General features: G+C 73.8%; 16 protein-coding genes. 10 read left to right on the top strand and 6 right to left on the bottom strand.

The window, feature by feature from the left end; all coding sequences use genetic code 11:
* Positions 1–2 precede the first annotated feature (2 nt).
* The 3 genes from AB5J87_RS14095 to AB5J87_RS14085 are packed head-to-tail and all read left to right on the top strand — an operon-like array spanning position 3 to position 3,376.
* Positions 3–989 (top strand): hypothetical protein, encoded by a 987-nt coding sequence (locus AB5J87_RS14095; protein WP_369376928.1) that lies wholly within the window; start codon positions 3–5, stop codon positions 987–989.
* A gap of 51 nt (positions 990–1,040) precedes the next feature.
* The gene (locus AB5J87_RS14090; protein ID WP_369376926.1) at positions 1,041–2,240 is read left to right on the top strand and encodes an alpha/beta hydrolase; all 1,200 of its coding nucleotides are present in this window, start codon (positions 1,041–1,043) and stop codon (positions 2,238–2,240) included.
* Positions 2,240–3,376, top strand: coding sequence for an alpha/beta hydrolase (locus tag AB5J87_RS14085; protein ID WP_369376925.1), 1,137 nt, complete (start codon positions 2,240–2,242; stop codon positions 3,374–3,376). The genes AB5J87_RS14090 and AB5J87_RS14085 overlap by 1 nt, the downstream gene beginning before the upstream one ends.
* 76 nt (positions 3,377–3,452) lie before the next feature.
* On the opposite strand, the gene AB5J87_RS14080 is transcribed toward AB5J87_RS14085, so the two are convergent.
* The gene (locus AB5J87_RS14080) at positions 3,453–4,529 is read right to left on the bottom strand and encodes an NlpC/P60 family protein (RefSeq protein WP_369376923.1); all 1,077 of its coding nucleotides are present in this window, start codon (positions 4,527–4,529) and stop codon (positions 3,453–3,455) included.
* 382 nt (positions 4,530–4,911) lie between these two features.
* Between AB5J87_RS14080 and AB5J87_RS14075 the strand changes: the two genes are divergently transcribed.
* Entirely contained in the window at positions 4,912–5,265 is a 354-nt protein-coding gene (locus AB5J87_RS14075; protein ID WP_369376922.1) for a hypothetical protein, read from the top strand.
* 19 nt (positions 5,266–5,284) lie between these two features.
* Here AB5J87_RS14075 and AB5J87_RS14070 read toward each other — a convergent pair whose 3' ends face one another.
* On the bottom strand, positions 5,285–6,475 hold the full coding sequence (locus tag AB5J87_RS14070; RefSeq protein ID WP_369376920.1) for an NlpC/P60 family protein: 1,191 nt from the start codon (positions 6,473–6,475) through the stop codon (positions 5,285–5,287).
* A gap of 219 nt (positions 6,476–6,694) precedes the next feature.
* On the opposite strand from AB5J87_RS14070, the gene pcrA reads away from it, so the two are divergent.
* Positions 6,695–9,160: a DNA helicase PcrA gene (gene pcrA, locus AB5J87_RS14065; protein ID WP_369376918.1), complete on the top strand. Its 2,466-nt coding sequence runs from the start codon at positions 6,695–6,697 to the stop codon at positions 9,158–9,160.
* Between the two features lie 100 nt (positions 9,161–9,260).
* On the opposite strand, the gene AB5J87_RS14060 is transcribed toward pcrA, so the two are convergent.
* Together AB5J87_RS14060 and AB5J87_RS14055 are read right to left on the bottom strand one after the other, a co-directional pair.
* The gene (locus AB5J87_RS14060; RefSeq protein WP_369376917.1) at positions 9,261–10,802 is read right to left on the bottom strand and encodes a M23 family metallopeptidase; all 1,542 of its coding nucleotides are present in this window, start codon (positions 10,800–10,802) and stop codon (positions 9,261–9,263) included.
* 342 nt (positions 10,803–11,144) lie between these two features.
* Positions 11,145–11,996 carry an esterase/lipase family protein gene (locus AB5J87_RS14055; RefSeq protein ID WP_369376915.1) on the bottom strand — a complete coding sequence of 284 codons (852 nt, stop codon included), beginning with the start codon at positions 11,994–11,996 and terminating at the stop codon, positions 11,145–11,147.
* A 339-nt stretch (positions 11,997–12,335) separates the two neighbouring features.
* Here AB5J87_RS14055 and AB5J87_RS14050 point away from each other — a divergent pair, with 339 nt between their 5' ends.
* A complete protein-coding gene (locus tag AB5J87_RS14050) occupies positions 12,336–12,749 on the top strand; it encodes a cobalamin B12-binding domain-containing protein (protein WP_369376913.1) in 414 nt (137 codons plus the stop codon).
* A 427-nt stretch (positions 12,750–13,176) separates the two neighbouring features.
* Here the strand turns inward: AB5J87_RS14050 and AB5J87_RS14045 are convergent, their stop codons facing one another.
* Positions 13,177–14,712 carry a DUF5691 domain-containing protein gene (locus AB5J87_RS14045; RefSeq protein WP_369383523.1) on the bottom strand — a complete coding sequence of 512 codons (1,536 nt, stop codon included), beginning with the start codon at positions 14,710–14,712 and terminating at the stop codon, positions 13,177–13,179.
* A 380-nt stretch (positions 14,713–15,092) separates the two neighbouring features.
* On the bottom strand, positions 15,093–16,472 hold the full coding sequence (locus AB5J87_RS14040; RefSeq protein WP_369376912.1) for an SWIM zinc finger family protein: 1,380 nt from the start codon (positions 16,470–16,472) through the stop codon (positions 15,093–15,095).
* 133 nt (positions 16,473–16,605) lie between these two features.
* Here AB5J87_RS14040 and AB5J87_RS14035 point away from each other — a divergent pair, with 133 nt between their 5' ends.
* The 4 genes from AB5J87_RS14035 (at position 16,606) to sucC (ending at position 23,177) form a co-directional block, all read left to right on the top strand.
* The gene (locus AB5J87_RS14035; protein ID WP_369383522.1) at positions 16,606–17,748 is read left to right on the top strand and encodes an AAA family ATPase; all 1,143 of its coding nucleotides are present in this window, start codon (positions 16,606–16,608) and stop codon (positions 17,746–17,748) included.
* Positions 17,745–20,453 carry a DUF5682 family protein gene (locus tag AB5J87_RS14030; RefSeq protein WP_369376910.1) on the top strand — a complete coding sequence of 903 codons (2,709 nt, stop codon included), beginning with the start codon at positions 17,745–17,747 and terminating at the stop codon, positions 20,451–20,453. Before AB5J87_RS14035 ends, AB5J87_RS14030 begins: the two co-directional genes overlap by 4 nt.
* 221 nt (positions 20,454–20,674) lie before the next feature.
* Positions 20,675–21,793: a VWA domain-containing protein gene (locus tag AB5J87_RS14025; protein ID WP_369376909.1), complete on the top strand. Its 1,119-nt coding sequence runs from the start codon at positions 20,675–20,677 to the stop codon at positions 21,791–21,793.
* Between the two features lie 205 nt (positions 21,794–21,998).
* A complete protein-coding gene (gene sucC, locus AB5J87_RS14020; RefSeq protein ID WP_369376907.1) occupies positions 21,999–23,177 on the top strand; it encodes an ADP-forming succinate--CoA ligase subunit beta in 1,179 nt (392 codons plus the stop codon).
* Positions 23,178–23,185: the final 8 nt, after the last annotated feature.

The raw sequence follows: 23,185 nt of genomic DNA, 5'->3' as shown, positions 1-23,185 counted from the left end.
CGATGGCCATCCGGATGGTCCCAGGTACGACCGGGATGAAATGGGTGTGGGGCGTGGCGCTGGTCGCGCTGGTGCTGGGCGGACTCCACATCGGCTTCAACACCAATGTGTTCGGGGCGGACCGGCTGTGCGGAGGCTGGCTGAAGTCCTCCGACGTCGAGGACGTGCTCGACGGCTCCGGCCGGCTGTCGGCCTCCGGTACGGACACGGTGTGCACGGTGAAGAGGTCGGGCCTGCTCGTCGGCGGTGAGTCGACGGTCACGGTCCGGGTGGCCGCCGAGCCCGCCAAGTACCCCTTCGCCATGGGGGAGTGGGCGGCGTCGTCCACTCTGCGCCTGTTCACCGGCCCGGTGGCCGGGGGTGCCGACGGGCGGGGAGGCTGGGCCGTGCTGCCCTCCGGCTGCCGCGTTCCACAGGGTGTGCCGAGCGACGGGACGGACGCCAAGGTCGCGGTGGTGGCCTCCGTGTCGGGTGGCGCGGCCGACGAAGGGGCACTCGCGAGGCTGCTCACCGCCGCCGCCGAGTCCACGGCCGCCGACGCGGGCTGCCAGACCAAGGGAAGCCGGGCCGAACTCGCCCGTCCCCGGACCTCATCGGCCGGGTTCGCGCAGGTCTGTGACCTGCCGGGCTTCACCATCCCTGCGGTGACCGGCCAAGGCGGCCGTGCCACTCGCGCCGGGTTCACCGGCGAGCTCGGCAAGGCATGGATATGCGACCTCGCGTTCGCCGACGACCAGCACGGGCCGTACGCCCGCTTCGCGGCGGTGCGGGATCCTCTGCTGTCCCAAGGGCTGCCCGCCGCCGGGGCGACCAGGCTCGACTGCCCGGGCGGGCCGGTCTTCGTCACCGTGGACGACAACGCCTACCCGTGGGACCCGGCCGAGCGGAAGGCGGCGGGCCTGCTGCCGGCGAAGGAGCTCCTCACCAGGTTCACCGCTGTGGTGACGGGCGCCCTCCACTGCTCCCCGCCCGCGAGCCCGCGCACGTAAAAACCCGGCAAACCAGTCAACCAGGACACCCCCCTCACCCTCTCCTCCCACGTGACCAGCCTGACCGGAACCCCTGTCCTCCTCTTCGTGTGGGGCGCGGTCGTGCTCGCCGTGGTCGTTCCGCTCGTGTGGTGGGGGCGGGTGCGGGGGCATCGGGTCGTGCGGGGTGGGGTGCGGCTCGGGATGGTTGTCGTGGCGCAGGTCAGCGCCGTCCTCGCGGTGTTCGTGGCCGTCAACGACCAGTACGGGCTGTACGACAGCTGGGGCGATCTGCTCGGCACCGAGAGTCATGTCACCGCCGCCCCGGACCTGGGCGCCGACGGGACGGGCGGGCGGAACATGGGGGACTCGCCGCCCGTGCCGCAGTCGTTCGCCGACGTCACCGGCGACCCCGACCTCGGACCGGGGCTGCGGCTCGCCCACCTCAAGGGGCGGGTGTCGGGCGCCGAGGGCGAGGTGTACGTGTGGCTGCCGCCGCAGTACGGCGCCCCCGCCTACCGCGACAAGCGCTTCCCGGTCGTCGAGCTGCTCGCCGGGTACCCGGGCTCGGCCCGGGACTGGTGGAACAGCCTCGACGCGCAGACGCAGCTCAAGCCGATGATGGAGCGGGGCGAGGTCACCCCGTTCATCCTGGTCTCGCCGCGCACCACGCTGCTGCCCGGCAAGGACACGGGCTGCGCCAACGTACCGGGCGTGGTCGACGCCGACAGCTGGCTGAGCGTGGACGTGCGCAAGGCGGTGACCGACAGCTTCCGGGCCCGCAAGGACGCGGCGGGCTGGGCCGTCGCCGGGTTCTCGGCCGGCGGCCACTGCGCCGCCCGGCTCGCCGTCGCGCACCCGGACCGCTACCGCGCGGGCGTCGGCCTCTCCGGCTACAACGACCCGGCCGCCGAGCCCGACTCGATCACCGCCCACGACCCGGCGCTGCGGCGCGCCACCGACCCGCTGTGGATGCTCCGCCACGCCAGGCGCCCGCCGCTCACCTCGCTCTATCTCACCGGCGAGCCCAAGGACGGCTACGACGACGGGCTCGCGCTGCGGGCCGCCGCGCACGCGCCGACCGCCGTCACCGTCGTCCGGACCTCCGGCGGCCACCGCCTCACCACCTGGCGGCCCCTGGTGCCGCAGGTGTTCCGCTGGCTGAGCGGGGTGGTCGGCGGGCCCGTGGAGTGCGGGGCAAGTACCCGAAGGGTAAAGCCCTCGCAAAGCGGGGCAACTCCGGTTCACTCAACCGGCTCTTCCCGTGCGTGATGAGCCTGACCGGTACCCCCTTCCTGCTGACCGCCGTCGTCGTGGCGGCGGCGGCCCTGCTGCTGCCCCTGTTCCTGTGGAGCAAGGTCCGCGGCCCGGCCGTGGTGCGCGGGGCCGCACGGCTGTCCATGCTGGTGTTCGCGCAGTTCACCGCCGTCCTGGTGGTCTTCGTGATGGTCAACAACGCCAACGGGCTCTACGACAACTGGGACGACCTGCTCGGCACCGGCAACCACGTCACCGCCGCCCCCGACCTCGGCCCCGACGGCACCGGCGGCAAGAAGGCGGCCTCCGCGCCCAAGGTCAAGCAGCACTTCAAGGAGTACAAGGGCAAGGTCGGCGACGGCGTCATGAAGACCACGCTCCGGGGCGCGATCTCCGGGGTGGAGGGCGATGTCGCGGTCTGGCTCCCGCCGCAGTACAACGACCCCGCGTACAAGGACAAGACCTTCCCCGTGGTCGAGCTGCTGCCCGGCTACCCGGGGTCGATCGGCGCCTGGTTCGGCTCGCTGCACACCCAGCGGCAGCTGAAGCCGATGATGGAGCGGGGCGAGGTCGCGCCGTTCATCCTGGTCTCGCCGCGCACCACGCTGCTGGACGGCCGTGACACCGGCTGCGCCAACGTGCCGGGCATCGTCAACGCCGACACCTGGATCAGCGTCGACGTGCGCAAGATGGTCACCGACAACTTCCGGGCCGCCACCGGGCCGGAGGGCTGGGCCGTCGCCGGGTACTCGGCGGGCGGCCACTGCGCCGCCCGGCTCGCCGTCTCGCACCCCGACCGCTACCGCGCCGGAGTCGACCTCTCCGGCTACAACGACCCGGCCGCCGAGGGCGCCTCGATCACCGCGCACGACCCGACCCTGCGCCGTGAGTCGAACCCGCTGTGGATCCTCAAGAACGCCAAGACCCCGCCGCTGACCTCGCTGTTCGTCTCCGGCGAGGCGGGCGACGGCTACAACGACGGGGTGGCGCTGCGCAAGGCCGCCAAGGCCCCGACCACCGTCCACGTGGTCCGGCTCAGCGGCGGCGGCCACCGCAGCAGCGTCTGGGAGCGCCAGGTGCCCGACGTGTTCCGCTGGCTCACCAAGGAGCTGGGCCAGGGCGGCAAGGTCACCCCGGCCAACGGCGTCTGACTGGCGGCCCACGGCGTTCGGTCCACGGCGTACGGCCGAGGGCCCACGGCGTACGGCGGCTGCTCCGCGCCGCACCTCACGCGGGCCGGGTCGCCCCCGCGAAGGGCATCTGGTCGATCGGCGCGATCCGCACCGGCGCTCCCGGGTGCGGCGCGTGGATCATCTGGCCGCCGCCGATGTAGAGCCCGACGTGGCTGATCCCCGAGTAGAAGAACACCAGGTCACCGGGGGCCAGCTGGGAGCGGGAGACCCGGGTGCCGGAGTTGATCTGGGTGTAGGTGGTCCGGGGCAGCGAGACGCCCGCCGCGTTCCAGGCGGCCTGGGTGAGGCCGGAGCAGTCGTACGAGGACGGCCCGGTCGCGCCCCACACGTACGGCTTGCCGAGCGCCGCGTACGCGTACGCCACGGCAGCGGCGGCACGGCCGCTCGGGGCCGGGAGCAGCCCGTCGGAGGAGGGCGCGGGGGCCGGGGAGCGGTCGCCCCGGCTGGCGGCGGAGGAGTCGGCCCGGCCGCCGCCGTCCTGGTCCTCGTACGCGGCCCGCTGGTCGGCGGTGAGCCGGGTGAGCAGCGCCCGTGCCGAGTCGATCTTCGACTGGATGGTCTCCTTCTGCCGCTTGAGCTCGGCCTGCTGCCCGCGCAGCTCGGCGAGGCGGCCGTCGGCGGCGGTGTGCAGCCGCTTGAGCTCGGCGAGCTGTGTGCGCACCCCGGCCACCGCGTTCGCCGTACGGTCTCCCGCGCGCTCCTGGAAGGCAGCGTCGTCCAGGAACCGCTGCGGGTCGGAGGAGAGCATCAGCTGGAGCGTGGGGGCGACCCCGCCGGTGCGGTACTGCGCGGTGGCGATGGAGCCCAGCGCGTTGCGGGCGAGGTTGAGCCGGTCGGTCTTGCGGGCCGTCTCGTCCTGCAGCGCGGCCACCGACTTCTGGGTGGCGTCGGCCTTCTCCTTCGTGCCGTCGTACGCCTCGGTGGCCACCTCGGCGTCGCGGTACAGGCTGTCCACCTTGGCCTTGACCTGGGCCGGGGTCAGCCGGGGCTCGGCGTGGCCGGTCCCCTCGAAGGCGGTGGCGGTGGCGGCTCCGGCCAGCGCCAGCGTCGCCGCCGTGCGGGCGGCGGGGCCGGTGAGCGGATGCTGCCTGGGCTTTCGATGTGCAGCCACGGGGGCCTTCACGTCCTTCCGTTCGCATCCGGCGACGGACCGCACAGGGGGGACGGCCCGCCGCCGGATCTCTCGGCGTGGTGACCGATGACCGCCCCGTGGGGGGCGGCGGTGGGGAGTCGGTCACCTGGGGGAGGACGCTAAACCTGAGTGACACGGTCGAGCGATGAACTGATGAGAAGTGCTCACATCCGGCGACTGTGCGACCGGAGGTGACCGGTACGCCGATGAACCCGCACGCTTTCGCCGTGCGGCTGTGACCGAGGAGACGGAGGAGACCCGGCGGCCCTCCCGAGCGTGCTAGGGGCCGTCCGGGGCCCGTCGGGCGGACGGGACGACCTGCCTGCCGGCCCGTCCGGCGCGGTGGCTAGGCTCCGACACCATGGACGTACTCATCAATGTCTTCGTCGCCCTGCACATCATCGGCATCGCCTCGCTGCTCGGCGGCTTCCTGACGCAGATGAAGGCGATGGGTGCGGGGACCGCCCGGTTCGTGCCCGCGATGCTGCACGGCGCGCTGACCATGCTGGTCACCGGCGTCGCCCTGGTCGGCCTGAACCAGGCCGACGACAACTCCGTGAACACCGCCAAGATCGGCCTCAAGCTGGCCGTCCTGGTGGTCGTGCTCGGCCTGGTCTACGTCAAGCGCGACGACGAGAAGGTCGAGAAGGCCCTGTTCGGCGCGGTCGGCGGGCTGACGGTCGCGAACATCTTCATCGCCACCCTGTGGACCTGAGCCGCGCCCGGCCGGGGAGTCAGCCCGGCCGCACGCTCCCGTGGATCGGCATGGAGTAGATCGACTCCTCGCGCACGTACGCGCCCGGCTTCGGCGCGTGGATCATCATGCCGTCGCCGACGTACACCCCGACATGGCTGATGTCGTCGTAGAAGAACACCAGGTCACCGGGGCGCAGATCGGCCGTGGCGACCGGGGTGCCGGTCTTGGCCTGGTCCCAGGTGGTCCGCGGCAGATCCACCCCGGCGGCCCTCCAGGCGGCCTGGGTGAGGCCGGAGCAGTCGTACGAGGACGGCCCGGTCGCGCCCCACACGTACGGCTTGCCGAGCTGGGCCCGCGCGAACGCCAGGGCCTTCGACGCCTCGGCCGTGCCGGTGGGGGCGGGGGCGGGCGGGGTGGTCGACGAGCCCGTACCGGATCCACCCGTACCGGATCCACCCGTACCGGATCCACCCGTACCGGATCCGGTCCGCGCCGCCGCGTCGGCCGCCGCCCGCGCCGCGGCCTTCTTCGCCGCCGCCTGCCGCGCCGCCAGCTCCTCGGCCCTGCGCCGGGCCTCGGCCTCCTTCTTCCGCTCCAGCTCCGCCAGCCGCGCCTTCTCCCGCGCGGTCAGCCGGTCGAGCAGCGACCGCGCGGCGGCCAGCTTCGCCTGGACGTCCCGCTTGCCGGTGCGCAGCGCCTCCTGCGAGGCGGTCAGCCGGGCGAGGCTCCGGGTCGCCTCGGCGCGCCTGGCGGCGTTGGCCGCGCGCTCGGTCTCGAAGTCCCGCAGCGCCCGCTCCTCGCGGCCGGTCAGCCGCTTCATCAGGTGGTCGCGGTCGAAGAACGTCTGCGGGTCGTCCGCCGTCAGCAGCGTCACGGTGGAGGCCATGCCGCCGGTGCGGTACTGCTCGGCCGCGTAGTTCCCGAGCGTCCGGCGGGTGTCGTTGAGCCGGGCCGTCCCCCGGGCGACCTCGTCCAGCAGGCCGTCGGCCCGGGTGCGCTCGCGCTCGGTGGACTCCTTGGCCCGGTTGTACCGCTCGGTGGCGCCGCCCGCCTGCCGGTACAGGTCGTCGACCTTGCGCTGGACGTCCTCGACGGTCGGGCCGGGCCGTCCGGGCGCGGCGTCCGCGCTCTGGGCCAGCAGGCCCATCGAGGCGAGCGCGGCCGTGGTGATGCCCACGGCGGGCGCGGTCGTACGGATGCGGGTGCGCGGCTTGCGGTGGGAGGGCAAGGCCGACACCTCCTTCCGGATCGTTCCGGACGGGGGCGGTCCCCGGACGGTGGCGTTCCCCGGTTGAGGCGGCACGCTAGCCAACTCCCGGGACGGCTGGGAAGGTTGATGTCGGACAGGCCCGATACATTCCCGTGACCTTCACGCTGCGTAATCGCCGGGCCCTCTCTCCGGAGGCGGCAGCGCGGTGTCGGACCGGGGTCCTAGACTCGGGAGACGATGAGCAGCCTCTTTGACGACAGCTTCCTGGCGGACCTCCAGCCCTCGGAGGAGGAGCACCCGCCGCCGCCCGAGGACGGCCCGGTCCGCGAGGAGGTGCCGGACGACCTCTTCCAGGGCCGTTTCGACGCGCCCCCGAGCCACGACGCGTACTACCGGGACGGCGCCCCGCGCCCGGTGGTCGACCCGGCGACCCTCCTGGAGGGGCTGAACGAGAACCAGCGGGCGGCCGTGGTCCACGCGGGCTCCCCGCTGCTCATCGTGGCCGGCGCGGGCTCCGGCAAGACCCGGGTGCTCACCCACCGCATCGCCCATCTGCTGGCCACCCGCGGCGTCCACCCCGGCCAGATCCTCGCGATCACCTTCACCAACAAGGCCGCGGGCGAGATGAAGGAGCGCGTCGAGCAGCTGGTCGGCCCGCGCGCGCACGCGATGTGGGTGATGACCTTCCACAGCGCCTGTGTCCGGATCCTGCGCCGCGAGTCCAAGAAGCTCGGCTTCACCTCGTCGTTCTCGATCTACGACGCGGCCGACTCCAAGCGGCTGATGGCCCTGGTCTGCCGCGACCTCGACTTCGACCCCAAGCGCTATCCGCCGAAGTCCTTCAGCGCCAAGATCTCCAACCTGAAGAACGAGCTGATAGACGAGGAGACCTTCGCCGGCCAGGCCGCCGACGGCTTCGAGAAGACCCTGGCCCAGGCGTACGCGATGTACCAGGCGCGGCTGCGCGAGGCCAACGCGCTGGACTTCGACGACATCATCATGACGACGGTCCACCTGCTCCAGGCGTTCCCGGACGTCGCCGAGCACTACCGCCGCCGCTTCCGCCATGTGATGGTCGACGAGTACCAGGACACCAACCACGCGCAGTACACGCTGGTGCGCGAGCTGGTGGGCCCGGCCGGGCAGGACGAGGCGCCGGGCGAGCTGTGCGTGGTCGGTGACGCCGACCAGTCGATCTACGCCTTCCGGGGCGCGACCATCCGCAACATCCTCCAGTTCGAGGAGGACTATCCGGACGCGAAGACGATCATGCTGGAGCAGAACTACCGCTCCACGCAGACGATCCTCTCCGCCGCCAACGCGGTGATCGAGCGCAACGAGAGCCGCCGCCCCAAGAACCTGTGGACGGACGCGGGCGAGGGCGCGCGCATCACCGGCTACGTCGCGGACACCGAGCACGACGAGGCGCAGTTCGTCGCCGACGAGATCGACCGGCTCACGGACGCGGGCGACGCCAAGGCCGGCGACGTGGCGATCTTCTACCGCACCAACGCCCAGTCCCGTGTCTTCGAGGAGATCTTCATCCGGGTCGGCCTGCCGTACAAGGTCGTCGGCGGGGTGCGCTTCTACGAGCGCAAGGAGGTCCGGGACGTCCTGGCCTATCTGCGCGTCCTGGCCAACCCGGAGGACGCGGTGCCGCTGCGCCGCATCCTCAACGTGCCCAAGCGAGGCATCGGCGACCGCGCCGAGGCGATGATCGACGCGCTCTCGCTGCGCGAGAAGATCACCTTCCCGCAGGCGCTGCGCCGCGTCGACGAGGCGTACGGCATGGCGGCCCGCTCGGCCAACGCGGTCAAGCGCTTCAACCAGCTCATGGACGACCTGCGCACCGTCGTCGACTCGGGCGCGGGCCCCGCCGTGGTCCTGGAGGCGATCCTCGAACAGACCGGCTACCTGGCCGAGTTGCAGGCGTCCACCGACCCCCAGGACGAGACCCGCATCGAGAACCTCCAGGAACTCGCCGCCGTGGCCCTGGAGTTCGAGCAGGCCCGGGGCGAGGCCGAGGACGGCGACGGGGCAGCCGCTCCCACGCCGACGCTCGCCGAGTTCCTGGAGCAGGTGGCCCTCGTCGCCGACTCGGACCAGATCCCCGACGAGGACGAGGAGGGCGCCGGCGTCATCACGCTGATGACCCTGCACACCGCCAAGGGCCTGGAGTTCCCGGTGGTGTTCCTGACCGGTCTGGAGGACGGCGTCTTCCCGCACATGCGCGCGCTCGGCCAGGTCAAGGAGCTGGAGGAGGAGCGCCGCCTGGCGTACGTGGGCATCACCCGCGCCCGCGAGCGGCTGTATCTGACGCGCTCCTCCATGCGCAGCGCCTGGGGCCAGCCCTCCTACAACCCGCCGTCCCGCTTCCTGGAGGAGATCCCGGTCCAGCACCTGGAGTGGAAGCGGACGGGCCCGATGGCGGCTCCGGCCGGTCCGGTCTCGGGCAAGGGCCTGGGCGGCGGGCTGTCCTCCTCGCGGGCGCGCTCGGGCCCCTCGGGCTTCGCCACCCGGCGCACCGGCGACAAGCCGGTGATCGCGCTGTCGGTGGGCGACCGCGTCACCCACGACCAGTTCGGCCTGGGCACGGTGATGTCGGTGACCGGCTCGGGTTCGGACGCCCAGGCGACGATCGACTTCGGCGACGAACGCCCCAAGAAGCTCCTCCTGCGGTACGCGCCGGTGGAGAAGCTCTAGGGGAGAGGCCCCGGGAACGAGCGCGCTCCCGCCGGACCCCCCAGAGGGGTCCGGCGGGAGCGTACGCACATCGTTTCTTCTGTGCCGGGCGGTCCGTGCCCTAGGTCGGGTCGAGCCCGTGGCTGCGCAGCCACGGCAGCGGGTCTATCGGCGACCCGCCGCCCGGCCGCACCTCGAAGTGCAGGTGCGGGCCGGTGGAGTTGCCCGAGTCGCCGGAGTACGCGATGACCTCACCGGCCTTGACCGGGCCCGAGCGCAGCTTGGTGGTCGAGAGGTGGCAGTACCAGGTCTCGGTGCCGTCGGCGCCGGTCACTATCGCCATGTTGCCGTACGCGTCGTTCCACTGCGTACGGATGGTGCCGTCGATCGCGGACATCACCGGGGTGCCCCGGTCGACCGGGAAGTCGATGCCGGTGTGCACCGACATCCAGTGGGCGCCGCCCTGGCCGAAGTAGGCGCTGAGCCCCTTCTGCGTCACCGGCAGCACGAACTTGGGGCGCGCGGCCTCCTTGCGCGCCGCCGCGTCCGCCTTGCGCTGCTTCTCGGCGTCCTGGCGGGCCTTGAGGTCGATACGTTCCTGCGTACGGCTGGCGCGGTCGGCGAAGTTGCCCGCTTCCGCGCTCAGGTTGGCGAGCTGGGTGTCCAGCTTGCTGTTGGCGGCGACCGGCTTGACCGACGACGGGTCGGACGCGGTCACGGCCGTGGCGTCGTCCTTGCTCTCGCCGCCGAGCCCGCTCACGGACGCCGCCGCGACTCCGGCGACCCCCATCACGCACACCGACGGCACCGCGACGGTCAGCAGCGCGGACCGCTTGGCGGGGCTGCGCCGACGGCTGCGGCCGCTCGCGGCGGAGCGACGGGAGAGCGGGGCGGGCGCGGCCCCGGCGCCCACGGCCTCCAACCCGCCCTCGGGGCGCGGGTCGTCACCCCGGTCCGCCGGCTCGAACGCCTCGGCCGCACCGAGGTCCGCCGAGGCGAAGTCCCCGAACTCCTCGGAGTCGAGGTCGAGCGCGGGGAACTGGGCGGTGCTCTCCACCGGCTTCTCCGGATGCTCCGGAGTCTGCTCGTGCGGGGCGAGGCCGTGCGCGGCGGATTCGTGCGCGGAGAGGCCGTGTGCGGAGTGCTCGTGTCCGCCGAGGTCGTGCCCGGCGAGGTCGTGCGACGGGTGCTCGGCCACGGCGGTCGCCATGGTGGCCGCCGCCCCGGTGTTCCAGGCGGCCGTGCTGTACGTACCGGTCTCGTCGTACGTCGAGGCGTCGCCGTACGTCCCGCTCGCGTACCCGGCGCCGGGCACGGACCACTGCCCGGTCGTGTCGTACGCGGCGTCGTAGGCGAACGCGGTGGTCTCGAACTGCCCCGTCTGCTGGGCCTGGTTCCAGGCGCCGGCGTCCCACTGCCCGGTCACGTCGGGGGCGCCCGACTGCGTCGGGATCGTCCACTGACCGGTGGTGTCGTAGGAGTGCTGGTACTGCTGCGCGCCGTAGGCGTTCCACTGGCCCGTGTCGTACGTGCCGGTGTGGGCCGCGTCGTAGCCGCCGGAGAGATCACCGAGGAGCGGACCGGTGTGGAGGGCACCGGTGGCGTCCGCCGTGGAATGGCCGTCGTATCCGGCGTACCCGGCGTGGGCGTGCTGGTCAGTCACCAACTTCTCTCTCGCCTCGGCAACAGGACCTGGGTCTGGGCGCCCTGGGGGAGGGGCCCCCAGAGGGGGAAGCAGTGGCGTGACTGTACCCGGCGGTACGCGACAGCGACAATCTTCGGCAGGTTTTATTGGATGAGGAAACGGGCAATCAGCGTCTTTCGGCGGACCGGGGACGAGGCTTGGCCTGGCGTTCGATGGATGTTCGACGAAACGGTGCATCCGGATGGGTGGGGCCGTCGCCGGACGGCGCGGGCCCTCGCCGGGCGGCGCCGGGACGGAGTCCCCGGGCGGGATGTGGCCGGGGCTGCCGGGTGGGTCGTGCCCAGGTCACCCCGAGCCTGCTCACGCCACCGAGAACGCCGTCGGGCCCTCGGCCGTCTCCTCCCGGGCCGCCAACGCCTCCCGTATGCCCGCCGCCACGGCCGGATGCACCGGCAGCGCCAGATGCCCGATGCCCGACACCCGGACGTTCTGTACATGCAGATCGGGGTGGTCGATCCGGGCCGTCTCCACCGGGACCATCAGCGTGTCGAGGTCGCTCCAGAAACTCACGAAACGCGTCCGGCACCCGGGCGCGGGGCTCCGCAACTCCTCCACCACCGCCGAACCGGGGCACATCTGGCGGACGATCGGATGCGCGCTGACGAGGTGCGCCGAGCGCGTACCCGCATGCGGGGTGCCCAGCGTGACCAGCGTGTGCACCCGCGCGTCGCCGCCGAGGCGCTGTACGTAGTAACGGGCGATCAGGCCGCCCAGGCTGTGCCCGACGATGTCCACCCGCGGCTGGCCGGTACGGGCACTGATCTTCTCGACATGGCGCCCGAGAAGTTCGGCGGCGGCCCGGATGTCGCAGGTGAGCGGCGAGTAGTTGAGCGATTCGAGGTGGCGCCAGCCGTGCCGGGAGAGCGAGCGGCGCAGCAGGACGAAGACCGAGCGGTTGTCGATGAAGCCGTGCAGCAGCACCACGGGCCGCCGGGCCGGGGCGCCCGTCGGCAGCTGCGGCGTGTCGCCGGAGGAGACGTCCGGGCCCTCGGGCGTCGGATGTTCGGGTGCCGGGTGTTCGGGGGCCACGCCGGACGGATAGAGGACGAGATGGCCGGCGAGGACGGCGAGCTCCAGCGCGGTGGCGCGCAGCAGCGCGGCGGAGACCCAGGCGCGGCGCAGGCACGGCGGAAGGAGCTGAAGGAACGGCACGGACGAGACCTCCCGAACGGCACGCCGGAAGACGACCCCGTCCCCCGTGTGCCCTCATCTGGGGTGCCCCTCGGGCCGGACCCGCGCGCGGTGCGGCCGGGACCGCTGTGCGGCTCGCGGCACGGTGAACCGGCGCCTTCGGAGCGACTCCCCTGGCAGCCGAGCCGGCCGGTCCGGCCGACTGGCGGCGGACAATCCGGAACGGCGGCGCAAAACGAACATGTCCCACCGTGTGATTTCCCCCTCGCTGTCCACCGCGAAACGGCGGCTTGCGCGATGCTGTAGATAACGTTCGTTCACTTCAGTTTGTTCACCTCGTGTGGTCGTGTGGAGGCAGTGATGGGTGTGACCGGTCCGATCCGCGTGGTGGTGGCCAAGCCGGGGCTCGACGGGCACGACCGGGGCGCCAAGGTCATCGCGCGGGCGCTGCGCGACGCCGGTATGGAGGTCATCTACACCGGGCTGCACCAGACGCCCGAGCAGATCGTCGACACCGCCATCCAGGAGGACGCCGACGCGATCGGCCTCTCGATCCTCTCGGGCGCCCACAACACGCTGTTCGCCAAGGTCCTGGAGCTCCTGAAGGAACGTGACGCGGAGGACATCAAGGTCTTCGGCGGCGGCATCATCCCGGAGGCCGACATCCCGCCGCTGAAGGCGCTCGGCGTGGCGGAGATCTTCACCCCGGGTGCGACGACGACGTCGATCGTGGAGTGGGTCAACGAGAACGTCCGCGAGGCAACGGGAGCCTGACAAGGCTCCCACCGGGGGCCATGGGCCCCCGGACCCCGGCGGTCAGAGGCGCGCCGGCCTGGCCCCGGGGCCTCGGGGCCAGCACCCTGCCCCGCAAGGTCCCGGCATCACCGCCTGCCCCGCCGCCCCGGGCTCCAACTCCCGGGGCCACCGCCCCTGGAGCCCAGCGAATGGGGGCGTCGGCCTGCCCCCGGTTCCGGGGGCGCTGATCAACTCGCTGGTCCGGGGTCCCAACTCCCGGGGCCGCCACCTCTGGAGTCCAGCTTTCCGGCCCCAGCTTCCGGGAGCCGCCGTCCACTCCCGGGAGTGCCGTCCTCGGGGCCGCGCTCCCGAGGCCCCCGGCCCGCCCCCGGACCGGGGGTAACGGCTACTCCCCCTCGACCCGGGGCCGCCGCCCCGGCACCTTCCCCCGGGGGCGAGGCGGCGCCTAACCCCCCAGCTCCGCCCGCATCGCCGCCCTCAGCCGGAGCGTTCCGACCAGGCGTTGGAACGCCTCCGCCCAGTAGCTGCCCGACCCCGGTGACGCTCCCTCGTCCTCCGGGGGTATCGCCGTCAGGGCCTCCAGGCGGGGCGCCTCGTCCGGGTTCAGGCAGCGCTCCGCCAGGCCCATCACCCCGCTGAAGCTCCAGGGGTAGCTTCCCGCGTCCCGGGCGATCTCCAGTGCGTCCACCACCGCCCGGCCGAGCCCCGCCGACCACGGCACCAGGCAGACCCCGAGCAACTGGAACGCCTCCGACAGCCCGTGTGCCTGGATGAACGCCGCGACCCACTCAGCCCGTTCCTCCTCGCGCAGCGTCGACAGCAGCTTGGCCCGCTCGGCCAGCGATATGGTCCCGGCGTTGCCGCCCGGCGGCGCCGACGGCGTGCCGAGCAGCGCGCGCGACCACTCCGCGTCCCGCTGCCGCACCGCCGCCCGGCACCACGCCGCGTGCAGCTCGTCGCCCCACTCGTCGGCGACCGGCATGGCCACGATCTCCCGCGCCGAACGTCCCCCCAGCCGCGCCGTCCAGCTCCCGAGCGGTGCCGCCTCCACTAACTGGCCGAGCCACCACGACCGTTCGCCCCGGCCGGTCGGAGGCTTGGGGGCCACCCCGTCCCGCTGCATCCCCGCATCGCACTCGTGCGGCGCCTCGACCGCTATCCGCGCCTCCGCGTCCCCCGACCGGTCGAGCGCGACACAGGACGCCGCCCGGACCGCCATCCGCCCGGCCAGCGCGGACGCGGGCAGCGCGGACAGCAGCTCGGCGGCGGTGGCCCGTACGTTGCGGCTGCGGTCCGCCAGCGCCCGCTCCAGGAACGGCTCGTCGTCGTCCGACAGGCCGTCCCGCAGTGAGTCGAGGAACAGCAGCCGGTCCTCGGCCCGCTCGGCCGTCCAGGTCGAGGCGAGCAACTCCCGCGCCGCGCCCGGCCCGTGCGCGCGCACCGCCGCGAGCAGCGCCACCCGCTCGGCGAACAACCCCTCGTCCCACAGCCTCCGCACCGCCTCCTCGTCCGAGGCATCGGGGAGGACGGCGCTGCCCGGGCCGCCGCGCAGCGCGAAGCGCCACTCCGGGTTGAGCCGGGCCAGCCACAGCCCGCGCGGCCCGGCGAACGCCAGCGCCTGGGGCCGCAGATCCGTACGCGCACGGGCCGCGTCCAGCAGCGCGGGCAACAGCTCGGACGGCGCCCGGAACCCGTGCTCGGTCGCCGTGCTCAGCCACTGCGGCAGCAACTCCGCCAGATCCGGCGCCGCCCCGCGCCGCCCCCCGGAGTGCGCGGGCGCCGACCGGTCCGCCAGCAACTGGGCCAGGCGTCGCCGCGCGGCGGACGGCAGCGACGGCCGCCGGTCCTCCGGCGCCCGCCCGGGCTGTACGGGCGCGGGCGCGGGCACCAGTCCGGCCCGGCGCCGCACGGTCCACCGCGCGGCCTCGTCGAGCAGCCCCCCGGGCCCACCCGCCCCCGGCCGCCGCTCCGTCCCCAGCAGGGCGGCACTGACGAGCCCCTCCCACGAACCCCAACCCCCGGAAGCACCCTCGGCGCCCGAGGCGCCCCCGGTGTCCGAAACACCCCCAGCGCCCGAGGCACCCTTGGCGCCCGAGTCGTCCACGGCACCGCGCTCGCCACCGACCGTCCCCCCGGACCCGGACCCGGCCCTGGCTACGGTTCCGGTTACAGCTCCGGCCCCGACCACGGATCCGGCCTCGGCCCCGACTCCAGTTCCGGCCCGGGCCACGGTTCCGGACCCGGCCCCACTCCCAGTTCCGACCCCGCACCCCTCCGCGTCCCGCGTCACGCCCTCCGCCAACATCCCCGTATCCCCGTCCCCTCTGTCTGCGGGCGCGCCCGTCCATGGGCGCACCCCTTTCACAGCAGCCGCACCGTCCGCGCCCCGCCCCCCTCCTTCTCGCCGTCCTCGTCCTCGTCCGTCGGCCAGGCGGCGAGTGGGGTGAAACCCCGGTGGCCGCATTCGCCGAAGACTGTGGTCGGGCCGCCTCCGGAGAGGGCGACCAGCTTCCACAGGCCCGCCCGGGTCACCGGGCCGGAAGCGACGGGCAGCGCGAAGTCCCCGTCTGTGTCGGCCAGTTGCCAGGTGTCCTCCTCGTTCCGCGGCGGTATCGGGACGACGCCCGCCAGGGTGGCCGGACAGGAGTCCAGCCACGGGTCGTCCCGCAGGGCCCGTCCGTACCGCTCCAACGCGGCCGTCGTCGAACCGCCCGGTGGCGGGGCCCCGGCCGCGACCGGCGGCCCGAACCGCTCGCCCAGGGCCGCGCGCGCCTGGCCGCCCCCCGGGTACGGCGTGAGCTCGGCGTCGACGGCCATGCCCACCGGGAGGCCGAGCTCGGGCGCCCGGCCCGCCGCGCCGAAGTCGAGCAGCAGCGCCGAGCGGCCCGACTCCTGCCCGTACAGCCATATCCGGCGCGTCGTCAGTTTGGCGTCGCCCGTGTCGTACTGGGCGAGGACCCGCCACAGGTCACGCACCGGCGGGCCCTGCGGCGAGGCGGGCAGCCCGACGCGCGCGCGGACGGTGGCTGCCAGCGGCTCCGGCAGCCCGTCCCGGCCCAGCCAGGCGCGGTCCAGCAGATGCAGCAGCGCGCACTCCTCCAGGAGCCGCACCGGCCAGCCGGGCCCCGTGCCCGGTATCGCCCCAAACTCCCGTACCCGACCCGCGAGTCCGGGCGCCTGCGCGTCGACCATGCGCGCGGCCGTCTCCTCCCACAGTCCGTACCCCGGCCGCTCGGCCGCCGCCAGGCCGCCGCGCAGCAGGTCCGCCAGGCGCTGCTCCAGCTCGGTCGCCCCGGCCGTGACCCGCTCGGCCCGCCGTTCGGCCCGGCGCCGGGCCGCCTCCGGGTCGGCGGTCCGCGTCTGCGCCGGGGCGTCCCCCTCCTCCTTCCGTCCGGCCCGCGCCCGCCGCTCCTCCAGCCACGGCGCGGCCCACTCGGGCGCCTCCCCCTGCGGCACCGCCCGCTCGTCCGTGGCCCAGAGCAGCAGCAGCCCCAGCGCGTGCTTGCACGGGAACTTGCGGCTCGGGCAACTGCACCGGAAGCCGAGCCCGCCCGTGTCGACCACCGTCCGGTAGGGACTTCCCCCGCCGCCCTCGCACAGCCCCCACACGCTTGAGTTGTCACAGCCGCCCTGCGACCACGGCCCGGCCGCCGCGAGCCGTCCCCCCGCTTTGCGTGACGCATCGTCAGGAGCCAGTGCCAGCACCTGTTCCGCAGTCCAGCGCACCCCCTGCTGATTCATGCTCCCGAAGGTAGCCGCCCCCACTGACAATCGCTCCGACCTGCGGTTTCACCCTCGTCGAGGTTGATTGTCAGTGGCGTGGTGCACCGTGGAAGCACATCGGGTCGACTGATCTGGAGGGGGATCCATGAGCATGTCCGAAACCGGTTTCGCGGGGCTCGGGGCAGCGACCGGGGCGGGCGTCGAGGCGGGCGCCGCCCAGGCCCTGCGCCCGCACGCCGAGCAGGCGTTCGCGCACGAACTGACGGCGCTGGCCGCCGCCGACGACCGGCCCCGGCCCGCCCGCTGGCAGCTCTCGCCATGGGCGGTCGCCACGTACCTCCTCGGCGGCTCCCTGCCCGACGGCACGGTGATCACCCCGAAGTACGTGGGCCCGCGCCGCATCGTCGAGGTGGCCGTCACCACGCTCGCCACCGACCGGGCCCTGCTCCTGCTCGGCGTCCCCGGCACGGCCAAGACATGGGTCTCCGAGCATCTGGCCGCCGCCGTCAGCGGCGACTCCACGCTGCTCGTGCAGGGCACGGCGGGCACCCCGGAAGAGGCGATCCGGTACGGGTGGAACTACGCGCAACTGCTCGCGCACGGCCCCAGCCGGGCCGCCCTGGTGCCCAGCCCGGTCATGCGGGCCATGGCCGAGGGGATGACGGCCCGGGTCGAGGAGCTCACCCGGATCCCCGCCGACGTCCAGGACACGCTGATCACGATCCTGTCCGAGAAGACCCTGCCGATCCCGGAGCTGGGACAGGAGACGCAGGCGGTGCGCGGCTTCAACCTGATCGCCACGGCCAACGACCGGGACCGGGGGGTCAACGAACTCTCCAGCGCCCTGCGCCGCCGCTTCAACACGGTGGTGCTGCCGCTGCCGGCCACCGCCGAGGAGGAGGTCGACATCGTCGCGCGCCGCGTCGACCAGCTCGGCCGCTCGCTCGACCTGCCCGCCGTGCCCGACGGCATGGCGGAGATCCGCCGCGTGGTGACGGTCTTCCGCGAACTGCGCGACGGAGTGACGGACGACGGCCGGACCAAGCTCAAATCCCCCTCCGGGACGCTCTCCACGGCCGAGGCGATCTCCGTGGTGACGGGCGGCCTGGCGCTCGCGGCGCACTTCGGGGACGGCGTGCTGCGCGCGGGCGACATGGCGGCGGGCATCCTGGGCGCGGTCGTCCGGGACCCGGCGGCGGACCGGCTGGTCTGGCAGGAGTACCTGGAGACGGTCGTGCGTGAGCGGGACGGCTGGAAGGACTTCTACCGGGCCTGCCGCGAGGTGTCGGCATGACGGGCCCGGCCCCGGTGGGCCCGGTCTCGGCGGACCCGGCCGCGCCGCCGCCCGGCCCCTGGCTGCTCGGGGTGCGCCACCACGGCCCGGGCTCGGCGCGGGCCGTGCGGGCGGTGCTGGAGGCGGCGCGGCCCCGGGCGGTGCTGATCGAGGGGCCGCCCGAGGCCGACGCGCTGCTCGCGCTGGCCGCCGACCCCGCGATGCGCCCGCCGGTCGCCCTGCTCGCGCATGTGGTGGACGACCCGCGCCGGGCGTCGTTCTGGCCGATGGCGGAGTTCTCGCCGGAGTGGGTGGCGCTGCGGTGGGCCCTGGAGGCGGGCGCGGAGGTCCGCTTCATCGACCTCCCGGCGGCCCACTCCCTCGCGGCGCCGGAGGAGCGCACGCGGGACGAGCGGGAGCGGACCCATGAGGAGCAGGGGCAAGGACGGGAGTCGGGGCGCGAGTTGAACCCCGACTTGAACCCCGACCATCAGTGCGGGCAGGGCCCGGAGTCCGGGCAGGGGGCGGGGCTTGGAACCGAGCCTGGGCCGGGGGCTGGATCCGGGTCCGGGCCGAGGGCCGGAGCCGAACCTGGGCCGGGGACTGGGCTCGGGGCCGAGTCCGGGCCGGAGGCTGGCCCCGAATCCGGACCGGGGACGGGATCCGAGCCCGATCCGGGGACCGGATCCGCATCCCGGCCGGGGCCCGGGCGCGGCTTCGGCCCGGAGGCGACGGCGGTCGAGGCCGGCTCCCTCCGCCTCGACCCCCTCGGCGCGCTCGCCGGGGCCGCCGGGTACGACGACCCTGAGTCCTGGTGGGAGGACGTGGTGGAGCACCGCGTCGGCGCCGCGCGCACGGACCCGTACGGCCCGTTCGAGGTCCTGGGCGAGGCCATGGCCGCGTTGCGCGAGGTGTACGGGGACGGCGGCCACGCGCGCGACCTGGTCCGCGAGGCGTACATGCGCAAGCAACTGCGGTCAGCGCGGCGGGCGTTCGGGGACGAGGTCGCGGTGGTGTGCGGTGCCTGGCACGTGCCCGCGCTCGCCGCCCGGACCACGGCCGCCGCCGACCAGGCACTCCTCAAGGGCCTCCCCAAGGTCAAGGCCGAGCTGACCTGGGTGCCCTGGACCCACCGCCGCCTCGCCCGCCGCAGCGGCTACGGCGCGGGCGTCGACTCGCCCGGGTGGTACGGCCACCTCTTCGCCGCCCCGGACCGGCCGGTGGAACGGTGGATGACCAAGGTCGCCGGGCTGCTGCGCGCCGAGGACCGGCCGGTGTCGTCCGCCCATGTGATCGAGGCGGTACGGCTCGCGGGGACGCTGGCCGCCCTGCGCGGGCGCCCGCTGCCGGGCCTGACCGAGACCACGGACGCGGTGCGGGCGGTGATGTGCGAGGGCTCGGACGTACCGCTCGCCCTCGTTCACGACCGGCTCGTGGTCGGGGACGTGCTCGGCGAGGTCCCGGACGGCGCCCCGGCCGTACCCCTGCAGCGCGACCTCACCCGCACCCAGCGCACCCTGCGGCTCAAACCGGAGGCGGCGGAGCGGGAGTTGGACCTCGACCTGCGCAAGGAGACCGACGCCGCGCGCAGCCGGCTGCTCCACCGGCTGTGCCTCCTGGGCGTCGGCTGGGGCGAGCAGGCGGCGGGCCGGGGCAGCACCGGAACCTTCCGGGAGAGCTGGCGGCTGAGCTGGGAGCCGGAGCTCTCGGTGCGGGTCGCCGAGGCCGGGGTGTGGGGCACGACCGTGCTGGCCGCCGCCACCGCGCGCGCCGAGGCGGCGGCCGGGGCGGCGACCGTCCTGGGGGAGATCACCTCGCTCGCCGAGCGGTGCCTGCTGGCCGGACTCGGTGACGCGCTCCCGGTGGTGATGCGCGCGCTCGCCGACCGCGCCGCGCTCGACACCGACGTGGCCCATCTCGCCCAGGCCCTGCCCGCCCTGGCCCGCACCCTGCGCTACGGGGACGTGCGGGGCACCGGGACCGAGGCCCTGGGAGAGGTCGCGGCCGGGCTCGCCGAGCGGGTCTGCGTCGGCCTGCCGCCCGCCTGTACGGGCCTGGACGCGGACGGCGCCACCGAGATGCGCCGCCGGATCGACGACGTGCACGCGGCCATGGCCCTGCTCGCGGACGCGCCCGCCGGAGGGCCGGGCCTGCGCGACCGCTGGACGGCCGTGCTCGCCCGAGTCGCCGGGCGGGACTCGGTCCCGGGCGAGATCCGGGGGCGGGCGGTGCGGCTGCTGCTGGACGAGGGGCGGCTCGCCGGCGGCGAGGCCGAGCGGCACATGGGCCTCGCGCTGTCGGCCGGGACGCCGCCGGGCGACGCGGCGGCCTGGATAGAGGGGTTCGTCGGGGGCGCGTCGGGCGGCGGGATGCTGCTGGTCCACGACGAGCGGCTGCTCGCCCTGGTCGACACCTGGCTGACCGGTGTCCCGGCTGACGCGTTCACCGATGTGCTGCCCCTGCTGCGGCGCACGTTCTCGGCGTACGAGCCGGGGGTCCGCCGCACGCTGGGCGAGCTGGTCCGGCGCGGCCCGGGCGGCACCGGTCCCTCCCCGGCGGCCACCGCTGTCCCCGGCTTCGGCCCGGGGTTCGACGAGGAGCGCGCCGACGCGGTGGAGCCGCTGCTGCGTCTGCTGCTGGGCGCGGACGGTGCCAACACCGGGGGCCGGAGGGCAGCCGCCGGCCGGGACATCAGGAACACGGACCTCATGGGGGCGGGCCAGTGACCACACGATCCACACCGACAGCAACACCGACACCGACACCGACACCGGCCGCAGCCTCGGCCCTCCCGGCCGCCGCCCCGGCCGCCCCGGCCCCAACGTCCGCGTCGGCCGCGACACCGGCCCCCGCCCCCGCGTCCGCACCGACCCCGACACCATCCGCCACTGCCACTGCCACTGCCACTGCCACCGCCACCCCCGACGAGCGGCTGCGGCGGTGGCGGATGGTGCTGGGCGGGGAGTCCGGCGCGGACGGTACGGGACGGGTGCTCGCCGGGCGGGACGCGGCGATGGACGGCGCCCTGTCCGCGCTGTACGGGGGCGGGGCGGGCGGCCGGGGCGCGGCCGGGGACCGGGGCGCCGGGCTCGGCGCGTCCGCGCCGGGGGTGGCCCGGTGGCTCGGCGACATCCGTACGTACTTCCCCGGCCCGGTGGTCCAGGTGATGCAGCGCGACGCGATCGACCGGCTGGGGCTGGCCGCGCTGCTCCTGGAGCCGGAGATGCTGGCGGCCGTCGAGCCGGACGTCCATCTGGTCGGCACCCTGCTCTCGCTCGCCAAGGCGATGCCGGAGACCACCAGGGAGACGGCCCGTACGGTCGTCCGCAAGGTCACCGAGGACCTGGAGAAGCGGCTGGCGGCCCGGACGAGGGCGACGCTGACGGGCGCGCTCGACCGGTCGGCCCGGACCGGACGGCCGCGCCACCGGGACATCGACTGGGACCGCACCATCCGCGCCAACCTCAAGAACTACCTGCCGGAGCACGGCACGGTCGTCCCGGACCGGCTGGTGGGGTACGCACGGGCCGACCGGGCCGTGAAGAAGGACGTGATCCTCTGCGTCGACCAGTCCGGCTCGATGGCGGCCTCGGTGGTCCACGCCGCGGTCTTCGGCGCCGTCCTCGCCTCCATGCGGTCGATCTCCACCCGGCTGGTGGTCTTCGACACGGCGGTCGTCGACCTCACCGACCAGCTCGACGACCCGGTGGACGTGCTGTTCGGGACCCAGCTCGGCGGCGGCACCGACATCAACCGGGCGCTGGCCTACTGCCAGTCCCGCATCACCCGTCCTGCCGAAACCGTCGTCGTGCTGATCAGTGATCTTTACGAGGGAGGCATCCGTGACGAGATGCTGAAGCGGGTCGCGGCGATGAAGGCGTCGGGAGTGCGGTTCGTGGCGCTGCTCGCCCTCTCGGACGAAGGCGCCCCGGCCTATGACCACGACCACGCGGCGGCCCTGTCCGCCCTGGGTGCGCCCGCTTTCGCGTGCACGCCCGACCTCTTCCCGGCGATCATGGCGGCGGCGATCGAGAAGCGGGCTCTGCCGATACCTGACACGCTGTGAGCAGGTGATCTGTGACAGGTATCACCGCTCCGGTGTGATCTGCGATTTAGGGAGCTCGGTCCTGCGGGGATAACCTGCGAGACGGACATGCCGCGTGCCCGGACACCGTGTACGCCTCCCTCAGTGACAGCGCCGTCACGTTGCCCTTCGCGGCACGCCCACGCAGACAACGAACCGCGAGACCACTGAAAAGGGACGGACGCGCGTGGACCTGTTCGAGTACCAGGCGAGGGACCTCTTCGCCAAGCACGGTGTACCGGTGCTGGCCGGTGAAGTGATCGACACGCCTGAGGCAGCCCGCGAGGCGACCGAGCGGCTGGGCGGCAAGTCCGTCGTCAAGGCGCAGGTGAAGGTCGGCGGCCGCGGCAAGGCCGGCGGCGTGAAGCTGGCGGCGAACGCGGACGAGGCCGTCGCCCGCGCGACGGACATCCTCGGCATGGACATCAAGGGCCACACGGTCCACAAGGTGATGATCGCCGAGCTGTCGCCGGAGATCGAGGCGGAGTACTACGTCTCGTACCTCCTGGACCGCACCAACCGCACCTTCCTCGCCATGGCGTCGGTGCAGGGCGGCATGGACATCGAGGAGGTCGCGGAGAAGACCCCCGAGGCCCTCGCGAAGGTCCCGGTCAACGCCGTCGACGGCGTCGACATCGAGAAGGCCCGCGAGATCGTGGCCCTGGCGAAGTTCCCGGCCGACGTGGCCGAGGGCGTCGCCGAGGCCCTGGTCACCCTGTGGAAGACCTTCGTCGCCGAGGACGCGCTCCTCGTCGAGGTCAACCCGCTGGTGAAGACCAAGGACGGCCGCATCCTGGCCCTCGACGGCAAGGTGTCCCTGGACGAGAACGCCGAGTTCCGTCAGCCGGAGCACGAGGCCCTGGAGGACAAGGCCGCGGCCAACCCCCTTGAGGCTGCCGCCAAGGCCAAGAACCTCAACTACGTGAAGCTCGACGGCGAGGTCGGCATCATCGGCAACGGCGCGGGTCTCGTCATGAGCACCCTGGACGTCGTCGCGTACGCCGGTGAGAACCACGGCGGCGTGAAGCCGGCCAACTTCCTCGACATCGGCGGCGGCGCCTCCGCCGAGGTCATGGCGAACGGCCTGGAGATCATCCTGGGCGACTCGGACGTCAAGTCCGTCTTCGTCAACGTCTTCGGTGGCATCACCGCCTGCGACGAGGTCGCCAACGGCATCGTCCAGGCCCTGGAGCTGCTGGCCTCCAAGGGTGAGAAGGTCGAGAAGCCGCTGGTCGTGCGCCTCGACGGCAACAACGCGGAGCTGGGTCGCAAGATCCTGTCGGACGCCAACCACCCGCTGGTCCAGCGCGTGGACACCATGGACGGCGCGGCCGACAAGGCCGCCGAGCTCGCGGCTGCGAAGTAAGGGACGAG

The organism is Streptomyces sp. cg36, assembly GCF_041080675.1.
In the GTDB taxonomy this organism is placed as follows: domain Bacteria; phylum Actinomycetota; class Actinomycetes; order Streptomycetales; family Streptomycetaceae; genus Streptomyces.
This window is presented reverse-complemented; position numbering and strand designations above follow the sequence as displayed.

Coding starts and splice junctions, on each gene's coding strand:
- AB5J87_RS14050 (WP_369376913.1), top strand. CDS start 12,336: ATGGGTGTGACCGGTCCGATCCGCGTGGTGGTGGCCAAGCCGGGGCTC.
- pcrA (WP_369376918.1), top strand. CDS start 6,695: ATGAGCAGCCTCTTTGACGACAGCTTCCTGGCGGACCTCCAGCCCTCG.
- AB5J87_RS14025 (WP_369376909.1), top strand. CDS start 20,675: ATGGTGCTGGGCGGGGAGTCCGGCGCGGACGGTACGGGACGGGTGCTC.
- AB5J87_RS14075 (WP_369376922.1), top strand. CDS start 4,912: ATGGACGTACTCATCAATGTCTTCGTCGCCCTGCACATCATCGGCATC.
- AB5J87_RS14040 (WP_369376912.1), bottom strand. CDS start 16,472: ATGAATCAGCAGGGGGTGCGCTGGACTGCGGAACAGGTGCTGGCACTG.
- AB5J87_RS14085 (WP_369376925.1), top strand. CDS start 2,240: ATGAGCCTGACCGGTACCCCCTTCCTGCTGACCGCCGTCGTCGTGGCG.
- AB5J87_RS14030 (WP_369376910.1), top strand. CDS start 17,745: ATGACGGGCCCGGCCCCGGTGGGCCCGGTCTCGGCGGACCCGGCCGCG.
- AB5J87_RS14095 (WP_369376928.1), top strand. CDS start 3: ATGGCCATCCGGATGGTCCCAGGTACGACCGGGATGAAATGGGTGTGG.
- AB5J87_RS14035 (WP_369383522.1), top strand. CDS start 16,606: ATGTCCGAAACCGGTTTCGCGGGGCTCGGGGCAGCGACCGGGGCGGGC.